The organism is Paraburkholderia ribeironis (genome assembly GCF_900019265.1).
GTDB classification, from domain to species: Bacteria; Pseudomonadota; Gammaproteobacteria; order Burkholderiales; family Burkholderiaceae; genus Paraburkholderia; species Paraburkholderia ribeironis.
Genome location: NZ_CYGX02000019.1, coordinates 265,095 through 281,619 on the forward strand (window position 1 = coordinate 265,095; position 16,525 = coordinate 281,619).

15 protein-coding genes are annotated in these 16,525 nt (G+C 64.9%); 7 read left to right on the top strand and 8 right to left on the bottom strand.

All coding sequences use genetic code 11. From position 1 onward, the window contains the following. Positions 1 to 229: 229 nt before the first annotated feature. From BN2475_RS10500 to BN2475_RS10520, 5 genes are all read right to left on the bottom strand, one after another. Positions 230 to 1,189, bottom strand: coding sequence for an alpha/beta hydrolase (locus tag BN2475_RS10500; RefSeq protein ID WP_094779453.1), 960 nt, complete (start codon positions 1,187 to 1,189; stop codon positions 230 to 232). A gap of 104 nt (positions 1,190 to 1,293) precedes the next feature. Beyond that, positions 1,294 to 2,196: an SDR family oxidoreductase gene (locus tag BN2475_RS10505; RefSeq protein WP_094779454.1), complete on the bottom strand. Its 903-nt coding sequence runs from the start codon at positions 2,194 to 2,196 to the stop codon at positions 1,294 to 1,296. 76 nt (positions 2,197 to 2,272) lie between these two features. Next, on the bottom strand, positions 2,273 to 3,271 hold the full coding sequence (locus BN2475_RS10510) for an NADP-dependent oxidoreductase (protein WP_094779455.1): 999 nt from the start codon (positions 3,269 to 3,271) through the stop codon (positions 2,273 to 2,275). 155 nt (positions 3,272 to 3,426) lie between these two features. Further along, positions 3,427 to 3,915 carry a PaaI family thioesterase gene (locus BN2475_RS10515; protein ID WP_094779482.1) on the bottom strand — a complete coding sequence of 163 codons (489 nt, stop codon included), beginning with the start codon at positions 3,913 to 3,915 and terminating at the stop codon, positions 3,427 to 3,429. A gap of 175 nt (positions 3,916 to 4,090) precedes the next feature. Beyond that, entirely contained in the window at positions 4,091 to 5,593 is a 1,503-nt protein-coding gene (locus tag BN2475_RS10520; protein WP_094779483.1) for an aminotransferase-like domain-containing protein, read from the bottom strand. A gap of 178 nt (positions 5,594 to 5,771) precedes the next feature. Between BN2475_RS10520 and BN2475_RS10525 the strand changes: the two genes are divergently transcribed. Further along, positions 5,772 to 6,182, top strand: a complete 411-nt coding sequence (locus tag BN2475_RS10525; RefSeq protein ID WP_094779456.1) for a hypothetical protein — start codon at positions 5,772 to 5,774, stop codon at positions 6,180 to 6,182. A gap of 69 nt (positions 6,183 to 6,251) precedes the next feature. Then, positions 6,252 to 6,770 (top strand): LEA/WHy family protein, encoded by a 519-nt coding sequence (locus BN2475_RS10530; protein WP_094779484.1) that lies wholly within the window; start codon positions 6,252 to 6,254, stop codon positions 6,768 to 6,770. Positions 6,771 to 6,816: 46 nt separating this feature from the next. Here BN2475_RS10530 and BN2475_RS10535 read toward each other — a convergent pair whose 3' ends face one another. From BN2475_RS10535 to BN2475_RS10545, 3 genes are all read right to left on the bottom strand, one after another. After that, the gene (locus BN2475_RS10535) at positions 6,817 to 7,995 is read right to left on the bottom strand and encodes an acetyl-CoA C-acyltransferase (protein ID WP_094779457.1); all 1,179 of its coding nucleotides are present in this window, start codon (positions 7,993 to 7,995) and stop codon (positions 6,817 to 6,819) included. 207 nt (positions 7,996 to 8,202) lie between these two features. After that, on the bottom strand, positions 8,203 to 10,287 hold the full coding sequence (locus BN2475_RS10540; RefSeq protein ID WP_094779458.1) for a 3-hydroxyacyl-CoA dehydrogenase NAD-binding domain-containing protein: 2,085 nt from the start codon (positions 10,285 to 10,287) through the stop codon (positions 8,203 to 8,205). Between the two features lie 209 nt (positions 10,288 to 10,496). Continuing rightward, positions 10,497 to 12,173: a 3-(methylthio)propionyl-CoA ligase gene (locus BN2475_RS10545; RefSeq protein ID WP_094779459.1), complete on the bottom strand. Its 1,677-nt coding sequence runs from the start codon at positions 12,171 to 12,173 to the stop codon at positions 10,497 to 10,499. A gap of 168 nt (positions 12,174 to 12,341) precedes the next feature. On the opposite strand from BN2475_RS10545, the gene BN2475_RS10550 reads away from it, so the two are divergent. The 5 genes from BN2475_RS10550 (at position 12,342) to BN2475_RS10570 (ending at position 16,458) form a co-directional block, all read left to right on the top strand. Then, on the top strand, positions 12,342 to 13,898 hold the full coding sequence (locus tag BN2475_RS10550; RefSeq protein WP_094779460.1) for a protein adenylyltransferase SelO: 1,557 nt from the start codon (positions 12,342 to 12,344) through the stop codon (positions 13,896 to 13,898). A gap of 273 nt (positions 13,899 to 14,171) precedes the next feature. Further along, complete coding sequence (gene msrB, locus BN2475_RS10555) at positions 14,172 to 14,594, top strand: peptide-methionine (R)-S-oxide reductase MsrB (protein ID WP_094779461.1); 423 nt, start codon at positions 14,172 to 14,174, stop codon at positions 14,592 to 14,594. A gap of 231 nt (positions 14,595 to 14,825) precedes the next feature. Next, positions 14,826 to 15,356 (top strand): septation protein A, encoded by a 531-nt coding sequence (locus BN2475_RS10560; RefSeq protein ID WP_094779462.1) that lies wholly within the window; start codon positions 14,826 to 14,828, stop codon positions 15,354 to 15,356. Between the two features lies 1 nt (position 15,357). Next, a complete protein-coding gene (locus BN2475_RS10565; protein WP_094779463.1) occupies positions 15,358 to 15,669 on the top strand; it encodes a BolA family protein in 312 nt (103 codons plus the stop codon). Positions 15,670 to 15,678: 9 nt separating this feature from the next. Then, positions 15,679 to 16,458, top strand: coding sequence for a peptidylprolyl isomerase (locus tag BN2475_RS10570; RefSeq protein ID WP_094779464.1), 780 nt, complete (start codon positions 15,679 to 15,681; stop codon positions 16,456 to 16,458). Positions 16,459 to 16,525 lie beyond the last annotated feature (67 nt).

Here is a 16,525-nt window from a genome sequence, read left to right on the forward strand (position 1 = left end):
GTGACGCGTGTGATGAGCGTGACCCGTGTGTTCGCGTGACCCGTGTGTCCGCATGACGCGTGTGTCCGCATGACGCGTGTGTTCGCGTGACGCGTGTGTCCGCGTGACCCGTGTGTTCGCATGACGCGCCTGTCCGCGTGACGCGCGTGTTGGTCCGCTGCCGGTCGGCAGCCCGGCAGCGTGGCTGGCAGCCCGGCCGACCATCAGCCCCGCGCTTTGCCAGCCACCCTCACTCGACCCCGAATGCCGCGCGCAACGCCGCCGCGGCATCCGCATGTGCGTTTGCGACTTCGGGCACGAAGCCGCCCATCTTGAAGAACTCGTGGATCATCCCCCGATAGCGCGTGAGCGTAACCGGGTTGCCCGCTGCATGCAGCTTGGCCGCATACGCATCGCCTTCGTCGCTCAATGGATCGTACTCGGCGGTCGCAATCCATGCCGGCGCCACGCCGCTGAAGTCAGGCGCGCCGCGCTCACCGTCGAGCGGCGCGAAACGCCAGTCGTCGCGATCCGCGTGGTCGCGCACGTACTGCTCGAAGAACCACTGAATCGTGTCGCCCGACAGCAGGAAGCCATCGGCGAGCCGCGAGTGCGAATCGGTTTGCTGATGGCCGGTCGTGCCCGGATAAATCAGCAATTGCAGTGCAAGTCCGATGCCGGCGTCGCGTGCGAGCACGGCGCACACCGTCGCGAGCGTACCGCCCGCGCTATCGCCGCCGACCGCGAGCCGGCCCGCGTCGACGCCGTATGCCGCCGCGTTCGCGTGCAGCCAGCGCAAGGCGTCGAACGCGTCGTCCACCGCAGTGGGGAATTTGTATTCCGGCGCGAGCCGGTAGTCGACCGAAAGCACCGTGCATCGGCCGTCTCGCGCGAGCATCCGGCACAGCGCGTCGTGGGTATCGACGCTGCCGACCGTGAAACCGCCGCCGTGGTAGTACAGCAGCGCCGGCATCGGCTCGGCCCAGCTCGGCTCGGTCGCCTGGTACAGGCGCACGCGAATCGTCGCGCCGTCGCGCGTCGGGATGCGCAGATCTTCGAGTGTGAACATCGGCGCGTCCGGGATCTCGAGGATCGGCGCGCTTTTTTCGTACGAGGCGCGCGCCTGTTGCGCGCTCATCTGGTGGTAGTGCGGGCGTTTGGCCCGCGCGATCATGTCGAGCACCAGCTCGATCTTCGGATTCAGCGGCATGGTGCGCGTGGTGCATTGGATGGCGCCGGCGCGCCAAAAGTGGTCAGGAAGCCAGCGCGCGGCGAGTCGTGCGTACGCGGCGCGGTGATGAGTGCGATGCCTGTCTAGTCCGCGTGCTTCACTTCGGGCTTCAGCGACATCGGATCGGTGGGATCGCGCAATTGCTCGATGTCCTCGTGACGCAGCCTGACCGTCGCCATGATGCCCGGATGCGTGATGATGTAGAAACGCCGCGCGGCGATCGCTTCGAAGGTGATGTCGGCGACGTCGGCGGCACTCAGCTTGCCCGAGCGCACCGCGCGCTGCAACTGCTTGCCGGCGGCGATCTGCGAGCGGGTCGGCCCGCTGGCATTGCGCAACGGCTCGGGCCGCGTGCGTTCCGCATCGGCGATGCCGGTCGGCACGAAGGCCGGGCACAGCAGCGAACAGCCCACGTGCCCGAGCGCCGCTGGCGCGTTGTCTGCCTGCCCTGCCTGCGCCAGTTGCAGATCGTGATAGAGCGTCTCGGTCAACGACACCACCGCGTGTTTCGAAGCGTTGTAGATGCCCATCGCGGGCGGCGACAGCAGGCCCGCGACCGACGCCGTGTTGACGATATGCGCGGGCTCGTTCTGCGCGAGCATGATCGGCGTGAATACGCGCACGCCATGCGCGACGCCCATCACGTTGACGCCGAACACCCACGCCCAGTCGTTCGCCGAGCTTTCCCACAGGAAGCCGCCCGAGCCCACGCCCGCGTTGTTGAACAGCAGATGCACCTTGCCGAACGCGGCGAGCGCCGCTTGCGCGAGCGCTTCGACCTGGGCAGGGTTCGACACGTCGGTCGGCACGCCGATCGCTTCGGCGCCGCCGTCGCGCAACGTGTCGACGGTTTGCGCAAGCGCACCGGGATTTACGTCGGCCAGCACGAGCTTCATGCCGAGCGACGCGCCCTTTCGCGCAAACGCCTGGCCAAAGCCGCTGGCCGCGCCCGTGATCACGGCGACCTTGCCTGCGAATTCGAACATCCTCTCCCTCCTGGGTTGAACAGCGTGGTCTTGCATGCAGCGCCCGCTTCTGCGGGCGTGGCCGCGTTCAGATCATTCAGATCAGCTTGACGAGCTGCTTGCCGAAGTTCTTGCCCTTCAGCAGGCCGATGAACGCTTCGGGCGCCGCATCGAGCCCTTGCGCGATGGTCTCGCGATAGTGCAGCTTCTTTTGCGCGACCAGCGTGCCCAGTTGCCTGAGCGCTTCCGGCCACACCTCCATGTGCTCGCTGACGATGAAGCCTTGCACCAGCAGCCGCTGCGTGAGCATCAAGGATGGTTGCCTGAGCGGCACCGGCTGGCCGTCGTAGCCCGCGATGAACCCGCACAGCGCGATGCGCCCGAACGGGTTCATGCGCGCGAGCGTCGCGTCGAGCCCCTCGCCGCCGACGTTCTCGAAGCAGCCGTCCACGCCATTCGGCGTCGCGGCCTTGAGGTCCTGATACAGGTTGCCGGCCTTGTAATCGACACAGGCGTCGAAGCCGAGCGTCTCGAGCACGTAGCGGCACTTGTCCGCGCCGCCCGCGATGCCGACTGCGCGTGCGCCGGCCAGCTTCGCCAGTTGACCGACCACGCTGCCCACCGCCCCGCTCGCCGCGCTGACCACTACCGTCTCGCCCGCTTTGGGCGCGATGATCCGGTTCAGCCCGTACCACGCGGTCACGCCCGGCATGCCAACCGGGCCGAGATAGGCCGACAGCGGCACATGCGTGTCGTCGACTTTCTGTACGCCGGCTCCGTTCGACGTGCCGTACTCCTGCCAGCCAAAGATCGCGACGACCTTGTCGCCGACCGCGAACTTCGGATTCTTCGACTCGATCACTTCACCGACCGTGCCGCCGATCATCACTTCGTTCAACGGCTGCGGCGCCGCATACGACTTGCTGTCGTTCATGCGTCCGCGCATGTACGGATCGAGCGACAGGAAGTGATTGCGCACGCGCAGTTCTCCATCGGCAAGCGGGGCGAGCGGCGTTTCGACGAGCTTGAAATTGTCCGGCGTGACGGCGCCTTGCGGGCGCGAAGCCAGCACGAGCTGACGATTGATCTGGGACATGACGGTCGTCTCCTTGAGTTACCGATCGGGTCGGCGAATGCCTTGAATGGCGTGCACGAGTTAGACAACGTGCGTGAGTCGCATCGCGTGCGCGAATGCAGGCACATGCGCCGGCACATGCCCGACTCGTTTCAGGCGCGCTCTCCCGCGGACCATCAACCGTCGCTGGGGCCGGGCTTGGCCGACGGGTCGCTGCGCAAACGCTGCTGCGTCACGTCGCGGCCAACGGCGAGGCGCCGCATATATTTGAAGGTGCCGAGCGCCTTGGCGACGAAGTGACCTTCGCTGTCGCGGATCTCGCCTTCGCAATAGGCCAACGTGGTCGAGCGGTGCAACACGCGGCCCGTCGCGCGCAATTCGCCGCGGCCCGGTTGCATGAAATTGACCTTCATCTCGACCGTGACGACACCCACGCCGTCGCCGGCCAGACTGCGCGCGGCCATCGCCAGCGCGACGTCGGCGAGGGTCATCGTGACGCCGCCGTGCGCGACGTCCCATGTGTTCATATGATCGGGCTGCAACGGCAGCGCGAGTTCGCTGACGCCGTCGGCGGCCGACAACAACTGTGCGCCGAGACGGTCGACGAACGGGCTCTCGGGCATCGATGAATGGCCCGCTTTGGATGAGGTAGATGGATCGGTCATTGCGTAGGTGTCAGATTTCGGAGTCGACGGCGCGCCTGGCGCCTTCGGCAGGTTCGGCGGATTTAACGTCACACTGTGATGGATCTCGCGGCGGCTCATCCGGTTCGCTTCAAATCAAATCCAATCAATTCATTTCGTGAGCCCAGTGTCAGCCCGCAGCAGGAAATGATACCCGCTATCGCCTTGCCGCATGGGCCGCCATCCGACTCGCCAGGCGCCCGAGTCTGCGCACCGCTTCGTCGGCCAGATCCAGATCCGTGCTCGGACAGCTGAGTCGAATGAAGTGATCGAAACGCCCCGCGTTCGAGAACACCGTACCCGGCATGATGCGAATGCCGTCAGCCAACGCGGCGTCGAAAAAAGCCGGCGACGACACCTCGCGCGGCAATTCGATCCAGAAAAACATCCCGCCGCGCGGCGGCGTGAACCGCGTGCCGTCGGGAAACGATGCCGCCACCGCCGCGGCCATCCGCTCGCGCTGCAGCCGCAAGTTTTCGCGCAAACGCCGCAAGTGGCGCTCGTACGCGCTCGTCTCCAGGAACCCGGCGAGCACGACTTGCGACAACTGCTCGTTGTGCCGCGACTGCGCGAACTTCAGCATGCCGATACGCGGATGCCACCGGCCGCCGTTGATCCAGCCCACGCGCATGCCAGGCGCCAGCGTCTTGTTGAACGAGGTGCAATGGATCACGCTGCCGTCGGTGTCCCACGCTTTCAGCGAGCGGGGCGGCTGCGCGGCGTCGGCGAGTTCGCGGTATGGGTCGTCCTCGATCAGCGCGATGCCGGCGTGCGTGCACAGTTCGACGAGACTCGCCTTGTGCGCGTCGGGCATCACGCTGCCGAGCGGGTTTTGCAGGTTCGGCACCACCACGACCGCCTTGATGTCGGGCTGCGTGTGCAGCGCGAATGCCAGCGCTTCGATGGAGAGCCCAGTGCTCGGGCTGGTGGGAATTTCCAGCGCGCGCAGACCGAGACTTTCGAGCGCCTGCAGCAAACCGAAAAAACACGGCGATTCGACCGCGACGGTGTCACCCGGCTGCGTCACTGCGCGCAATGCGAGGTTCACGGCTTCAATGCCGCCGTGCGTCATGATGATGTCCTCCGCGCCGAGCTGGATGCCGGCCTCGAGCGCACGCCGGGCGATGATCGTGCGCAATGCCGGATCACCCTGATCGTGGCCGCTGGCGGTCAGCAAGGTGGGCCGTCGGCGCAACGCGCGCAGCGCCGCTTTCTGCAACGCTTCGGTCGGATAGAGAGCGGGCGACGCGGTCGCGCCGCCGAGATTCAGCGCGTGCGGATGGCGCTGGAATGTCGACACGATTGCCGAAATCGCCGAGTGAATGCCGACGAACTGTGCGGCGCGAGGCAACATCGCGAGATCGGGCTCGGCGGCGCACGGCAACCCGGCCGTCGGCGGCACGCGCACGAAATAGCCGGTGCGCGGCCGGGCGTCGATCAGCGCAGCGCGTTCCAGCTCGCGATAGCTCTCGGTTGCTGTTGCCAGGCTCACGCCGTGGCGCTGCATGAACGCGCGCATCGACGGCATGCGGTCGCCCGGGCGCAGCACGCCGTTGCCGATCGCGCGGCGGTATTGATCGGCCAGTTGCCGGTAAAGCGGCTGGCGGTCGGACGGGTGGTCCGTCGAGGGATCTTGCGGGGTGGTGAGGGATTCGCTCATGAGCCGATGGTGCGGACAGTTCGCGCGCTGCGACAGATACACATCGGGGCAATTCGGACCGATACAGCATCACGAAACATACCGCTGTATCGGTTCAGATTGTCAATGGCTGCGGCTGTTTTCATTCGCACGGACTCCCTAAGCTGTTTGACACGAAAATGGTTCAAAGGAATCAGTCATGCCTGTGCGTCTACCCCGCTTTTTACCTCGCTCCTTATTTCGCTCTTTACCCAGCGCCGATCTGCATCGCCCCGCGGCGTCGCGTCTCGCCGCCGGCCAGATGGCCCTGCGCCACCTGCGTGCCCACAGTTCGATCATCGCGGTCGAAGGCGCATTGCAACTCGACTTCCGCGATCATTCGCTGGCCTGGCTCGGCAACGACGCCCCGCTCACGTCGCTCACGTTGCACGAAGGCGAGCGGTTTGTGACGCCGCAACGCGGCGTCCTGTCGATCCGCGCGACACACGCGCATGCCGTCGCGTTCATCGTGCTGCCCGCGTGCGCCGATCGCAGCGCACGCGGCTTGATCCGGCAAGCCGCCTATCGCCTCGCTTGCGTCGTGCGCACACGGTGGCGGCGCACCGCCTGACAGCTCGCTGCGCGCGTCATGTTGCCCGTTACAATGCATGACCAACCCGCTTCGTTCGAGGTTCAGGTCATGTCATTCTTTCGCGCGCTGCTGCCGGGCCGGCTCTCACGTGTCTGGTGTCTGTTGGCCTTCGCCGCCACCCTCGTCGCCGTGACGCTGACGCTCGATGGTTGCGCGGGCCTCTTTGGCGGCGACCCGTTGCGCGTCAGTGTGGCGGGCATCGAGCCGATCAATGGCCAAGGCATGGAGATGCGCTTTAACATCAAGCTGCGCGTGCAGAATCCCAACGACTCGACGGTCAGCTTCAACGGCGTGTCGCTCGATCTCGAACTGAACGGCAAACCGTTCGCGAGCGGCGTCAGCGATCAGGCCGGCACCGTGCCGCGCTTCGGCGAAACCGTCATCACCGTGCCGCTGACCGTGCCGGCTTTCGCCGCGGTTCGCCAGGCCTTCGCGTTCGCGGACGCCGCGCAGTCGGGACAGGTTCCGTACGTTATGCGCGGCAAGCTCGCGGGGGGCGTGACCGGTACGACGCGATTCACCGATCAGGGGACGCTGAGTCTGCCGTCGTCAGGGGCGGGATGGTAGTGACGACGGCAAGCGGCTCGGGCGAGTGATCGTGGCGCACGCCCGCTCAAACCACTTCGAACAACCCCGCCGCGCCCTGCCCCCCGCCGATGCACATCGTCACGACGACCAGCTTCGCGCCGCGCCGCTTGCCTTCGATCAGCGCATGGCCGGTCAGCCGCGCGCCCGACACGCCATACGGATGGCCGACCGCGATCGCCCCGCCGTTCACGTTCAGGCGGTCGTGAGGAATGCCGAGCTTGTCCGCGCAATACAGCACCTGCACCGCGAACGCTTCGTTCAGTTCCCACAGGTCGATGTCCTCGACCTTCAGGCCGGCCTGTTTGAGCAGCTTCGGCACCGCGAACACCGGGCCGATACCCATTTCGTCCGGCTCGCAGCCGGCCACCGCGAAGCCGCGGAAAATGCCTAGCGGTTGCAGCCCTTCACGCTCCGCGAGCTTCGCGTTCATCACCACGCAAGCCGACGCGCCATCCGAGAACTGGCTCGCATTGCCGGCCGTGATCACGCCGCCCGGCAACGCCGTGCGAATCTTCGATACGCCTTCGAGCGTGGTGTCCGCGCGAATGCCTTCGTCGCCGCTGACCGTCACTTCCCTGGTGTAGAGACGCCCGCTCGCTTTGTCGGCGACGCCGGCGAGCACCGTCAGCGGCACGATCTCGTCCTTGAACTTACCGGCTTCGAGCGCGGCCGCGGCGCGCTGCTGCGAGCGCACGCCGTATTCGTCCTGACGCTCCTTCGAGATCGAGTAGCGCTTCGCGACGTTCTCCGCGGTCTGCAGCATCGACCAGTAGATTTCCGGCTTGTTCTTGCTGAGCCAGCCTTCGGCCATCATGTGGCGATTCATCTCGTTCTGCACGCACGAGATCGATTCCACGCCGCCCGCCACGAACACATCGCCTTCACCGGCGATCACGCGTTGCGCGGCGAGCGCGATTGTCTGCAGTCCGGACGAACAGAAACGGTTCACCGTCATGCCCGGCACGCTGACCGGCAGACCGGCGCGCAACGCGATCTGCCGTGCGATGTTGCCGCCTGTCGCGCCTTCGGGGTTCGCGCAACCCATGATCACGTCTTCGACGCGTGCCGGGTCGAGCTTCGCGCGCTCGACGGCGGCCTGCGTCACGTGGCCGCCGAGCGTCGCGCCGTGCGTCATGTTGAAACCGCCGCGCCATGATTTGGCGAGGCCCGTGCGGGCGGTCGATACGATTACGGCATCAGTCATGCGTGTCTCCAGTGTCGATTGGAGTTGGCGCTTTAGCGCCTACTCCAATCCCATGCAAGTAAGTTGCTGCTTCCAAATGTCGATGGTGGCGCGCTGACGAATCGCCGTGCCGCTGACCAATCACCGTGCGATTTGCGCTGCGCCACAAGCGCCGAATCGCGCCACCCCCGTCGTCCACATAAGCAGCCTGCGTCCGGCTCAGCCAGCTCAGCCGTTAAATCCGCGCCCCTGTGCCGCCAGCTCCGCGATGCTGCGCGCCAGTCGCCACGCGTCGCCGTTCGGCCGTGACGCGTAGCGGCGAATCGCGCGCTCGACGTTGTAGAGGCCAACCGTGTCCGCGTACAGCATCGGCCCGCCGCGATAGAGCGGAAAGCCGTAGCCGGTCAGATAGACCATGTCGATGTCCGACGCTTTCGATGCAATGCCTTCTTCGAGAATCTTCGCGCCTTCGTTGACGAGCGCGAACACGAGACGTTCGACGATTTCCTCGTCACCGATCTTGCGACGCTGGGCGTTGGTCTCCTTCGAAAACGCGCCGATCATGTCATCGACCACTGGCGACGGATACGCGGTACGATCGCCCGCCTTGTAGTCGTACCAGCCACCGCCGGTCTTCTGGCCGAAGCGCCCCATCTCGCACAGACGATCGGCGATCTTCGAGTAGTGCATGTCAGGATGCTCCTGATAGCGCCGCTTGCGAATCGCCCAGCCAATGTCGTTGCCGGCCAGATCGCTCATGCGGAACGGACCCATCGCGAAGCCGAACTTTTCGATCGCCTTGTCCACCTGCGCGGGCAGCGCGCCTTCCTCGAGCATGAAGAGCGCCTGACGGATGTACTGCTCGATCATCCGGTTGCCGATGAAGCCGTCGCACACACCCGAGACCACCGCGGTCTTTTTGATCTTCTTCGCGAGCTTCATCACGGTGGCGAGCACGTCTTTCGCCGTCTCCTTGCCGCGTACCACTTCGAGCAGCTTCATCACGTTGGCCGGGCTGAAGAAGTGCATACCGACCACGTCCTGCGGACGTTTCGTGAACGCGGCGATCTTGTCGACGTCGAGCGTCGACGTGTTCGACGCGAGAATCGCGCCGGGCTTGGCGACTTCGTCGAGACGCCTGAACACCTGGTCTTTCACGCCGAGTTCTTCGAACACGGCTTCGACGATCAGGTCGGCGTTCTTCAGATCGTCGTAGGACAGCGTCGGCGTGATCAGCGCCATGCGCTCCTCGAGCGCTTCGGGCTTGAGCTTGCCCTTCCTGACCGTCGCTTCGTAGTTCTTGCGGATCGTCGCGAGGCCGCGCTCGAGCGCTTCCTGCTTCGTTTCGAGCAGCGTGACCGGAATGCCCGCGTTGATGAAGTTCATCGCGATGCCTCCGCCCATCGTGCCCGCGCCGATCACGGCCACCTGCTTGATGTCGCGCACCGGCGTGTCGCCTGGCACGTCGGGAATCTTGCTGGCCGCGCGTTCGCCGAAGAACGCGTGACGCAGCGCACGGCTCTCCGGCGTCTGCACGAGCGCGATGAAGCACTCGCGCTCGAACGCGAGGCCCTTGTCGAAACCGTTCTGCACGCCCGCTTCCACAGCGTCGATACATTTGAGCGGCGCCGGGAAGTTCTTCGCGATCGCCGCGACGCTATTGCGCGCGAACTGGATGAACCCGGCCGCGTTCGGATGCTCGATCTTGCGGTCGCGAACCTTCGGATGCGGGCCTTGCTGCGCCCCGACCTTGCGAGCGAACGCGAGCGCCGCTGCGGCAAGATCGCCGTCGACGACTGCGTCGAAGAGACCCGAGTCGGCCAGCTTTTCCGACGGCACGGGCGCGCCGGAAACGATCATGTTGAGCGCGGCCTCGAGGCCGATCGCACGCGGCAGACGCTGCGTGCCGCCCGCGCCCGGCAGGATGCCGAGCTTCACTTCCGGCAGCGCGATCTGCGCGCCAGGTGCGGCGATCCGGTAATGCGCGCCGAGCGCCAGTTCCAGACCGCCGCCCATCGCGACGCTGTGAATGGCCGCGACCACCGGCTTCGCGCTGCTCTCGACGGTCTTGATGACCGTGGCGAGGGTCGGCTCCTGGGTTGCCTTCGGCGTATTGAATTCGGTGATATCGGCGCCGCCCGAGAAGGCCTTGCCCGCACCCGTCAGCACGATGGCCTTGATGGCCGGATCGTTCTGCGCGCGCTCGATCCCTTCGACGATGCCGGCTCGCGTCGACAGGCCGAGGCCGTTCACCGGAGGATTGTTCAGCGTGATGACGGCCACGCCGTCGTGAGTTGTGTAGTCCACTGCCATCTGCCTGCCTCCATGCGATCCATGCCAATCATGCGATTAGAGCGGCGCATCACACGCCGCCCGTCCGGTTCATCGGGTTGGCTCACTGTTCGACGCGCTGTACAGCGCTGTACAACGCGCGGTGTCCAACTCATTGTCCAACTTTGTGGTCGATGGTCCCGGGGTCAGCAGGCAGAATACACAAAAAAGCACGCTCGTTCAATTTATTGCTAGACAGGGTTTCCCCTGGCAAGCGAACAGTTTTTCTCGTCCTCGAGCGCCGACGGCAGCACGTGGTCGCGGAAAATGTCGCGCAGCTTCAGTTTCTGCAGCTTGCCGGTGGCCGTGTGCGGCAATTCGTCGACGAACGCGACGTCGTCGGGAATCCACCATTTCGCCACCTTGCCTTCGTAGAACGCGAGCAGTTCTTCGCGCGTGACGCTCGCCCCCGCGCGCCTGACGACGACCAGCAGCGGCCGCTCGGTCCACTTCGGATGCGCGCACGCGATGCACGCCGCTTCGGCCACCGCCGGATGGGCGATCGCGACATTCTCGATGTCGATCGAACTGATCCATTCGCCGCCGGATTTGATGACGTCCTTCGAGCGGTCGGTGATGTGCAGGAAACCATCGCGGTCGATGGTGGCGACGTCGCCGGTCGGGAACCAGCCGTCCGCGAGCGGCGAGTCGTCCTTGCGGAAATACCGGTCGATCACCCACGGCCCGCGCACGTGCAGATCGCCGAACGCGACGCCGTCCCACGGCAGCTCCCGCCCCTCTTCGCCGACGATCTTCATATCGACGCCATAGATCGCACGGCCCTGTTTCTCGAGCGATTTGCGCTGCTCGGCGAGCGGCCGCCGGCTCTGCTCCCAGGTCAGTTTCGACAGCGTGCCGAGCGGCGACATCTCGGTCATGCCCCACGCATGGATCACCTGCACGCCGTAGTCGTCCTCGAACGTGCGCAGCATGGCCGGCGGACACGCGGAGCCGCCGATCACCGTGCGATTGAGCGACGAGAACTGCACGCCCGCCTCACGCATATAGTTCAGCAAGCCGAGCCACACGGTCGGCACGCCGGCCGAATACGTGACGCGCTCGCCCTCCATCAGTTCGTACAGCGACTTGCCGTCGAGGTCCTTGCCGGGCAACACCAGCTTCGCGCCGGTCAATGGCGCGGCGTGCGGAATGCCCCATGCGTTCACATGGAACATCGGCACGACCGGCAGCACGGCGTCGCGTGCGGACAGGCTCATCGCATCGGGCAGCGACGCGCCGAACGCGTGCAGCACCGTCGAGCGATGCGAATACAGCGCGCCTTTCGGATTGCCGGTGGTGCCGGACGTATAGCAGAGGTACGACGCCTGCCGCTCGTCGAGATACGGCCACGCGAAGTTGCCGTCCTGTGCGGCCATCAGCGTCTCGTAGCTGAGCACCGGCGTTTGCATGGCCGGCAGATGCGCTTCATCGGCCAGTGCGATCCAGCCGCGCACTTTCGGGCACTGCGGTGCGAGCGCATCGACAAGCGGCGCGAACGTGGTGTCGAACAGCACGTAGGCGTCGTCGGCGTGATTGACGATGTAGGCGATCTGATCGGGAAAGAGACTCGGATTGATCGTGTGACACACGGCGCCAAAGCCGGTGATGCCGTAATACGCTTCCAGATGCCGGTAGCCATTCCACGCGAGTGTCGCGACCCGCTCGCCGGGTGCGACGCCCAGTGCGATCAACGCCTGCGCCAGCTGCTTCGCGCGCTGTTCGCAATCGCGATAGGTATAGCGATGCAGATCGCCTTCAATGCGTCGCGACACGATTTCAGTGCTGCCAGCGTGCCGCGCGGCATGCGCGAGCAACGAGGACACAATGAGCGGCACGTCCATCATCTGGCCCAGTAGCGGCGTGGTCATAAAGCGTGGTCTCCTCGGCTTGGCGTTGCGTTCGGGTTGTGGTCCGGGAGCCGCTCGGGTACGGCTGGATACGCGGTCGGCGAGAGATCGTTGCAGAGTGGTCGAGCGGCCGGCCTGCAGCTCCGCGGGGGCGGACTTACAATATCGGCTAATCCAGAGGCGCTCAACATGTCGTTTTCCCCAAGCATTGCAGGGTTATCCGAAGCTTTAACGGATTTTTCCAACGCTCTTGTCGCCGCTCCCGCCAGTGCATTTGTGCGGCTCGGCAGCACATTTCTGACGCGGCTGCCCGCCGCGCCGCTCAGCGCACCGTATCTGGTCGGCTTCTCCACGGACACCGCCGCGCTGCTCGGTCTGCAACCAGAAGTTCAGAACGATCCGGGCTTTGCCGAGCTGTTTTCCGGCAATGTCACACGCGAGTGGCCGGCCGACCTGCTGCCTTATGCATCGGTGTACTCGGGCCATCAGTTCGGCGTATGGGCCGGCCAGCTCGGCGATGGCCGCGCGCTCGGCCTCGGCGAAATCGATCACGACGGCCAGCGCTTCGAGCTGCAGCTCAAGGGCTCGGGACGCACCCCCTATTCGCGCATGGGCGATGGCCGCGCGGTGCTGCGTTCGTCGATCCGCGAGTTTCTGTGCTCGGAGGCGATGCATCATCTCGGCATTCCGACCACCCGCGCGCTATGCGTGATCGGCTCCGACCAGCCGGTGCGGCGCGAGACCATCGAAACCGCCGCGGTGGTCACGCGCGTCGCGCCGAGCTTCGTGCGCTTCGGCCACTTCGAGCACTTCTATTCGAACGATCGCATCGACGCGCTGCGCGCGCTCGCCGATCACGTGATCGAGCGTTTCTATCCGCATTGCCGCGAGGCCGACGACCCGTATCTCGCGTTGCTGAACGAGGCGGTGATCTCCACTGCTGACCTGCTGGTGGACTGGCAGGCGGTCGGCTTCTGCCACGGTGTGATGAACACCGACAACATGTCGATCCTCGGCCTGACGATCGACTACGGTCCGTTTGGTTTCATGGATGGCTTCGACGCCGGCTACATCTGCAATCACTCCGATTCGCAGGGCCGCTATGCGTACCGGATGCAACCACAGATCGCGTACTGGAATCTGTTTTGCCTCGCCCAGGGATTGCTGCCGCTCTTCGGCGCACAGCATGACGACAGCGTGCGCAGCGACAGGGTGATCGAAGACGCGCAGCGCGTGCTCGCCGGCTTCAAGGACCGTTTCAGCCCGGCGCTGGAGCGGCGCATGTGCGCGAAGCTCGGTTTCGAAAGCACGCGCGAGGGCGACGACGCGCTGGTCAATCGCCTGTTCGAAGTGATGCACGCGAACCGCGCCGACTTCACGCTGACCTTCCGCAATCTGGCGCGTGTGTCGAAGCACGACGCGAGCGGCGACGCACCGGTGCGCGACCTGTTTCTCGATCGCGCCGCGTTCGATGCATGGGCGAACGACTATCGCGTGCGACTGTCCGAAGAAGCACGCGACGATGCCGCACGCGCCATTGCAATGAACCGGGTGAACCCCAAATTCGTACTTCGCAACCATCTGGCGGAAACGGCGATCCGTCGCGCGAAAGAGAAGGATTTTTCCGAAGTGGAGCGTCTGGCGGCCGTGCTGCGCCATCCGTTCGACGAACAGCCCGAGCATGCAGCCTATGCGGGGCTGCCGCCCGACTGGGCGAGCTCGCTGGAAGTGAGTTGCTCGTCGTGACGGGCGGATAATCGCCCACTATGAACGCAACCGCGCAAACCCGCCTGAACCGTGTGACGAGCCGAAGCGCCGCGTGAGTGCGACCGAGCTGCAATGACACTGCAATGACGCTGCAACGAAGCCGCAAACACTGCAACGTAGCCGCAATGAGGTCGCAGCAAGGCCAGAGGCAGAGCCGAAGCCGCGGTCTAGCCGCCATGCACTCTCGACCAAGGCCGACCGAAGCCAGCACACCGAGCAGCCCCACAACAAACCCGAGACAGGAACCCGACCATGAACGAGCCCCGCGACCTCAATCCCGACGCCCCCGCCGTGCAAAAGGACGACGCCGAGTGGCGCAAGCAGCTCTCCGACATCGAATACCAGGTGACGCGTCACGCGGCCACCGAGCGCCCGTTCACGGGCCGCTATAACGATCACTGGGAACGCGGCATTTACGACTGCGTGTGCTGCGGCACGCCGCTGTTCGAATCGGACACCAAGTTCGACGCCGGTTGCGGCTGGCCGAGCTACTTCCGGCCGATCAACGGCGAGGTGATCGCGGAGAAGACCGACCGCTCGCACGGCATGCTGCGCATCGAAGTGCAATGCAAAAACTGCGGCGCGCATCTGGGCCACGTGTTCGAAGACGGGCCGGCGCCGACCGGTCTGCGTTACTGCATCAACTCGGCTGCGTTACAATTCGAGCCCAAGTAACGCGACTCGGCGGCGGCAACGCGGCAAGGCGGCAAGGCGGCAGCGACAACGCGGAGTGCGCAGTGCGGCCCGTTGCCGGCCGGCGTGCGCGATCCGTCGCGCGCCGGTCGCGAGATCCTTGATCCGGCTTGCGCACTCGCCACCGCGCCGGGTACGCGCGGTCTCTCTCACCGGACGTGCTGCACCGCGCCCTCACCCTTGCACTCACTCTGCGGATTCCCGATCCAGACAATGAAATTCCTGTTCGATCTGTTCCCGATCATCCTGTTCTTCGTCGCCTTCAAGATCTGGGGCATTTTTACGGCGACGGCAGTGGCGATCGTCGCCACGCTGGTACAGATCGCGTGGGTGGCATTCCGCCACCGCAAGGTCGACCCGATGCTGTGGGTGAGCCTCGGCGTCGTCACGGTATTCGGCGGCGCAACGCTCGTGCTGCACAACGACACGTTCATCAAGTGGAAGCCCACTGTGCTGTATTGGGCGTTCTCCGTCGCGCTGATCGTCTCGCAACTGGCCTTCAACAAGAACCTGATCGAAGCGATGATGGGCAAGCAGATCACGCTGCCGCACGCGATCTGGGGCAAGCTGAACATCATCTGGGCGGTGTTCTTCGTGCTGCTCGGGCTTCTCAATCTGTTCGTCGCGTATCACTTCACCACCGACCAGTGGGTCAACTTCAAGCTGTTCGGCGCAACCGGTTGCCTGCTGGTGTTCATCGTCGGACAGAGTCTGTGGCTGTCGAAGTATCTGAAGGAGGAATGACATGAGCGATGTGTTCATGCACGCCACCACCGCCGAGCGCGCCGCGCTGATCGAGGCGCGTCTCACCGCGGCGCTCGCGCCGGTCGCGTCGATCCGGATCACCGACGACAGCGCGCAGCACGCGGGCCACGCAGGAGCCGCCGCCGGCGGTCATTTCAGCGTCACGATCGTGGCCGCTGCATTTGCCGGCAAGGCCCGCGTGGCGCGGCATCGCATGGTGTATGATGCGCTGGCCGATGCCATGCAGCGCGGCATTCATGCCCTTGCCATCACGGCGTATACGCCCGAAGAATTTGCTTTGTTGCCCCGCTAGGAACTTCCGATGACCTTGAAGAAAACCCGCCTCTGGGTATTGCTGGCTGCATGCGCGGCCGCACCTGCATTTGCACAGAACATCGCTGTCGTCAACGGCACGCCGATTCCGAAAGCGCGCGCCGATGCGCTGATCGACCAGCTGGTTCACCAGGGCCAGCAAAACACGCCGCAGCTGCAGATGGCCGTGCGCGAAGAGCTGGTGAATCGCGAAATCCTGATGCAGGAAGCGCTGCGCCGCGGCCTGCCGAATCGTCCGGACATCAAGGCGCAAATCGCCGTGGCCCAGCAAACCGTCGTGCTGCGCGCGCTGATCGAAGACTTCGTGAAGAACAACCTGCCCTCGGACGCTGAAATCACCGCACGCTACAACGCGCTGGTCAAGGAAGCAGGCGGCAAGGAATATCACCTGCATCACATCCTCGTGGACAACGAACAGCAGGCCAAGGATCTGATCGCGAAGATCAAGGCCGGCGCGAGTTTCGAAGACCTCGCGAAGCAGTACTCGAAGGACCCGGGATCGGGCAAGAACGGCGGCGATCTGGATTGGTCGGACCCGAAGGCCTACGTGCCTGAATTCGCAGAAGCAGCCACGCATCTGCAGAAAGGTCAGATGACCGACACGCCGGTGCGTACACAATTCGGCTGGCACATCATCCGTGTCGACGACGTGCGCAATGTCACGCCGCCGCCGCTGGAACAGGTGCGCCAGCAGATCGTGCAGCAGATCCAGCAGGAAAAGCTGCAGGCGTTCGAAGAAGGTCTGCGTAAGAACGCGAAGATTCAGTAAGCGGGCTGCCGATTTACCGCCTGGTCTGAATGCAGAAAAGCCGCCCGAGGGCGGCTTCAGACTGCTG

Bases quoted from the DNA above. Each gene is read 5' to 3' on its own strand.
- BN2475_RS10500 (WP_094779453.1), bottom strand. From the start codon at position 1,189: ATGCCGCTGAATCCGAAGATCGAGCTGGTGCTCGACATGATCGCGCGG.
- BN2475_RS10505 (WP_094779454.1), bottom strand. From the start codon at position 2,196: ATGTTCGAATTCGCAGGCAAGGTCGCCGTGATCACGGGCGCGGCCAGC.
- BN2475_RS10510 (WP_094779455.1), bottom strand. From the start codon at position 3,271: ATGTCCCAGATCAATCGTCAGCTCGTGCTGGCTTCGCGCCCGCAAGGC.
- BN2475_RS10515 (WP_094779482.1), bottom strand. From the start codon at position 3,915: ATGACCGATCCATCTACCTCATCCAAAGCGGGCCATTCATCGATGCCC.
- BN2475_RS10520 (WP_094779483.1), bottom strand. From the start codon at position 5,593: ATGAGCGAATCCCTCACCACCCCGCAAGATCCCTCGACGGACCACCCG.
- BN2475_RS10525 (WP_094779456.1), top strand. From the start codon at position 5,772: ATGCCTGTGCGTCTACCCCGCTTTTTACCTCGCTCCTTATTTCGCTCT.
- BN2475_RS10530 (WP_094779484.1), top strand. From the start codon at position 6,252: ATGTCATTCTTTCGCGCGCTGCTGCCGGGCCGGCTCTCACGTGTCTGG.
- BN2475_RS10535 (WP_094779457.1), bottom strand. From the start codon at position 7,995: ATGACTGATGCCGTAATCGTATCGACCGCCCGCACGGGCCTCGCCAAA.
- BN2475_RS10540 (WP_094779458.1), bottom strand. From the start codon at position 10,287: ATGGCAGTGGACTACACAACTCACGACGGCGTGGCCGTCATCACGCTG.
- BN2475_RS10545 (WP_094779459.1), bottom strand. From the start codon at position 12,173: ATGACCACGCCGCTACTGGGCCAGATGATGGACGTGCCGCTCATTGTG.
- BN2475_RS10550 (WP_094779460.1), top strand. From the start codon at position 12,342: ATGTCGTTTTCCCCAAGCATTGCAGGGTTATCCGAAGCTTTAACGGAT.
- msrB (WP_094779461.1), top strand. From the start codon at position 14,172: ATGAACGAGCCCCGCGACCTCAATCCCGACGCCCCCGCCGTGCAAAAG.
- BN2475_RS10560 (WP_094779462.1), top strand. From the start codon at position 14,826: ATGAAATTCCTGTTCGATCTGTTCCCGATCATCCTGTTCTTCGTCGCC.
- BN2475_RS10565 (WP_094779463.1), top strand. From the start codon at position 15,358: ATGAGCGATGTGTTCATGCACGCCACCACCGCCGAGCGCGCCGCGCTG.
- BN2475_RS10570 (WP_094779464.1), top strand. From the start codon at position 15,679: ATGACCTTGAAGAAAACCCGCCTCTGGGTATTGCTGGCTGCATGCGCG.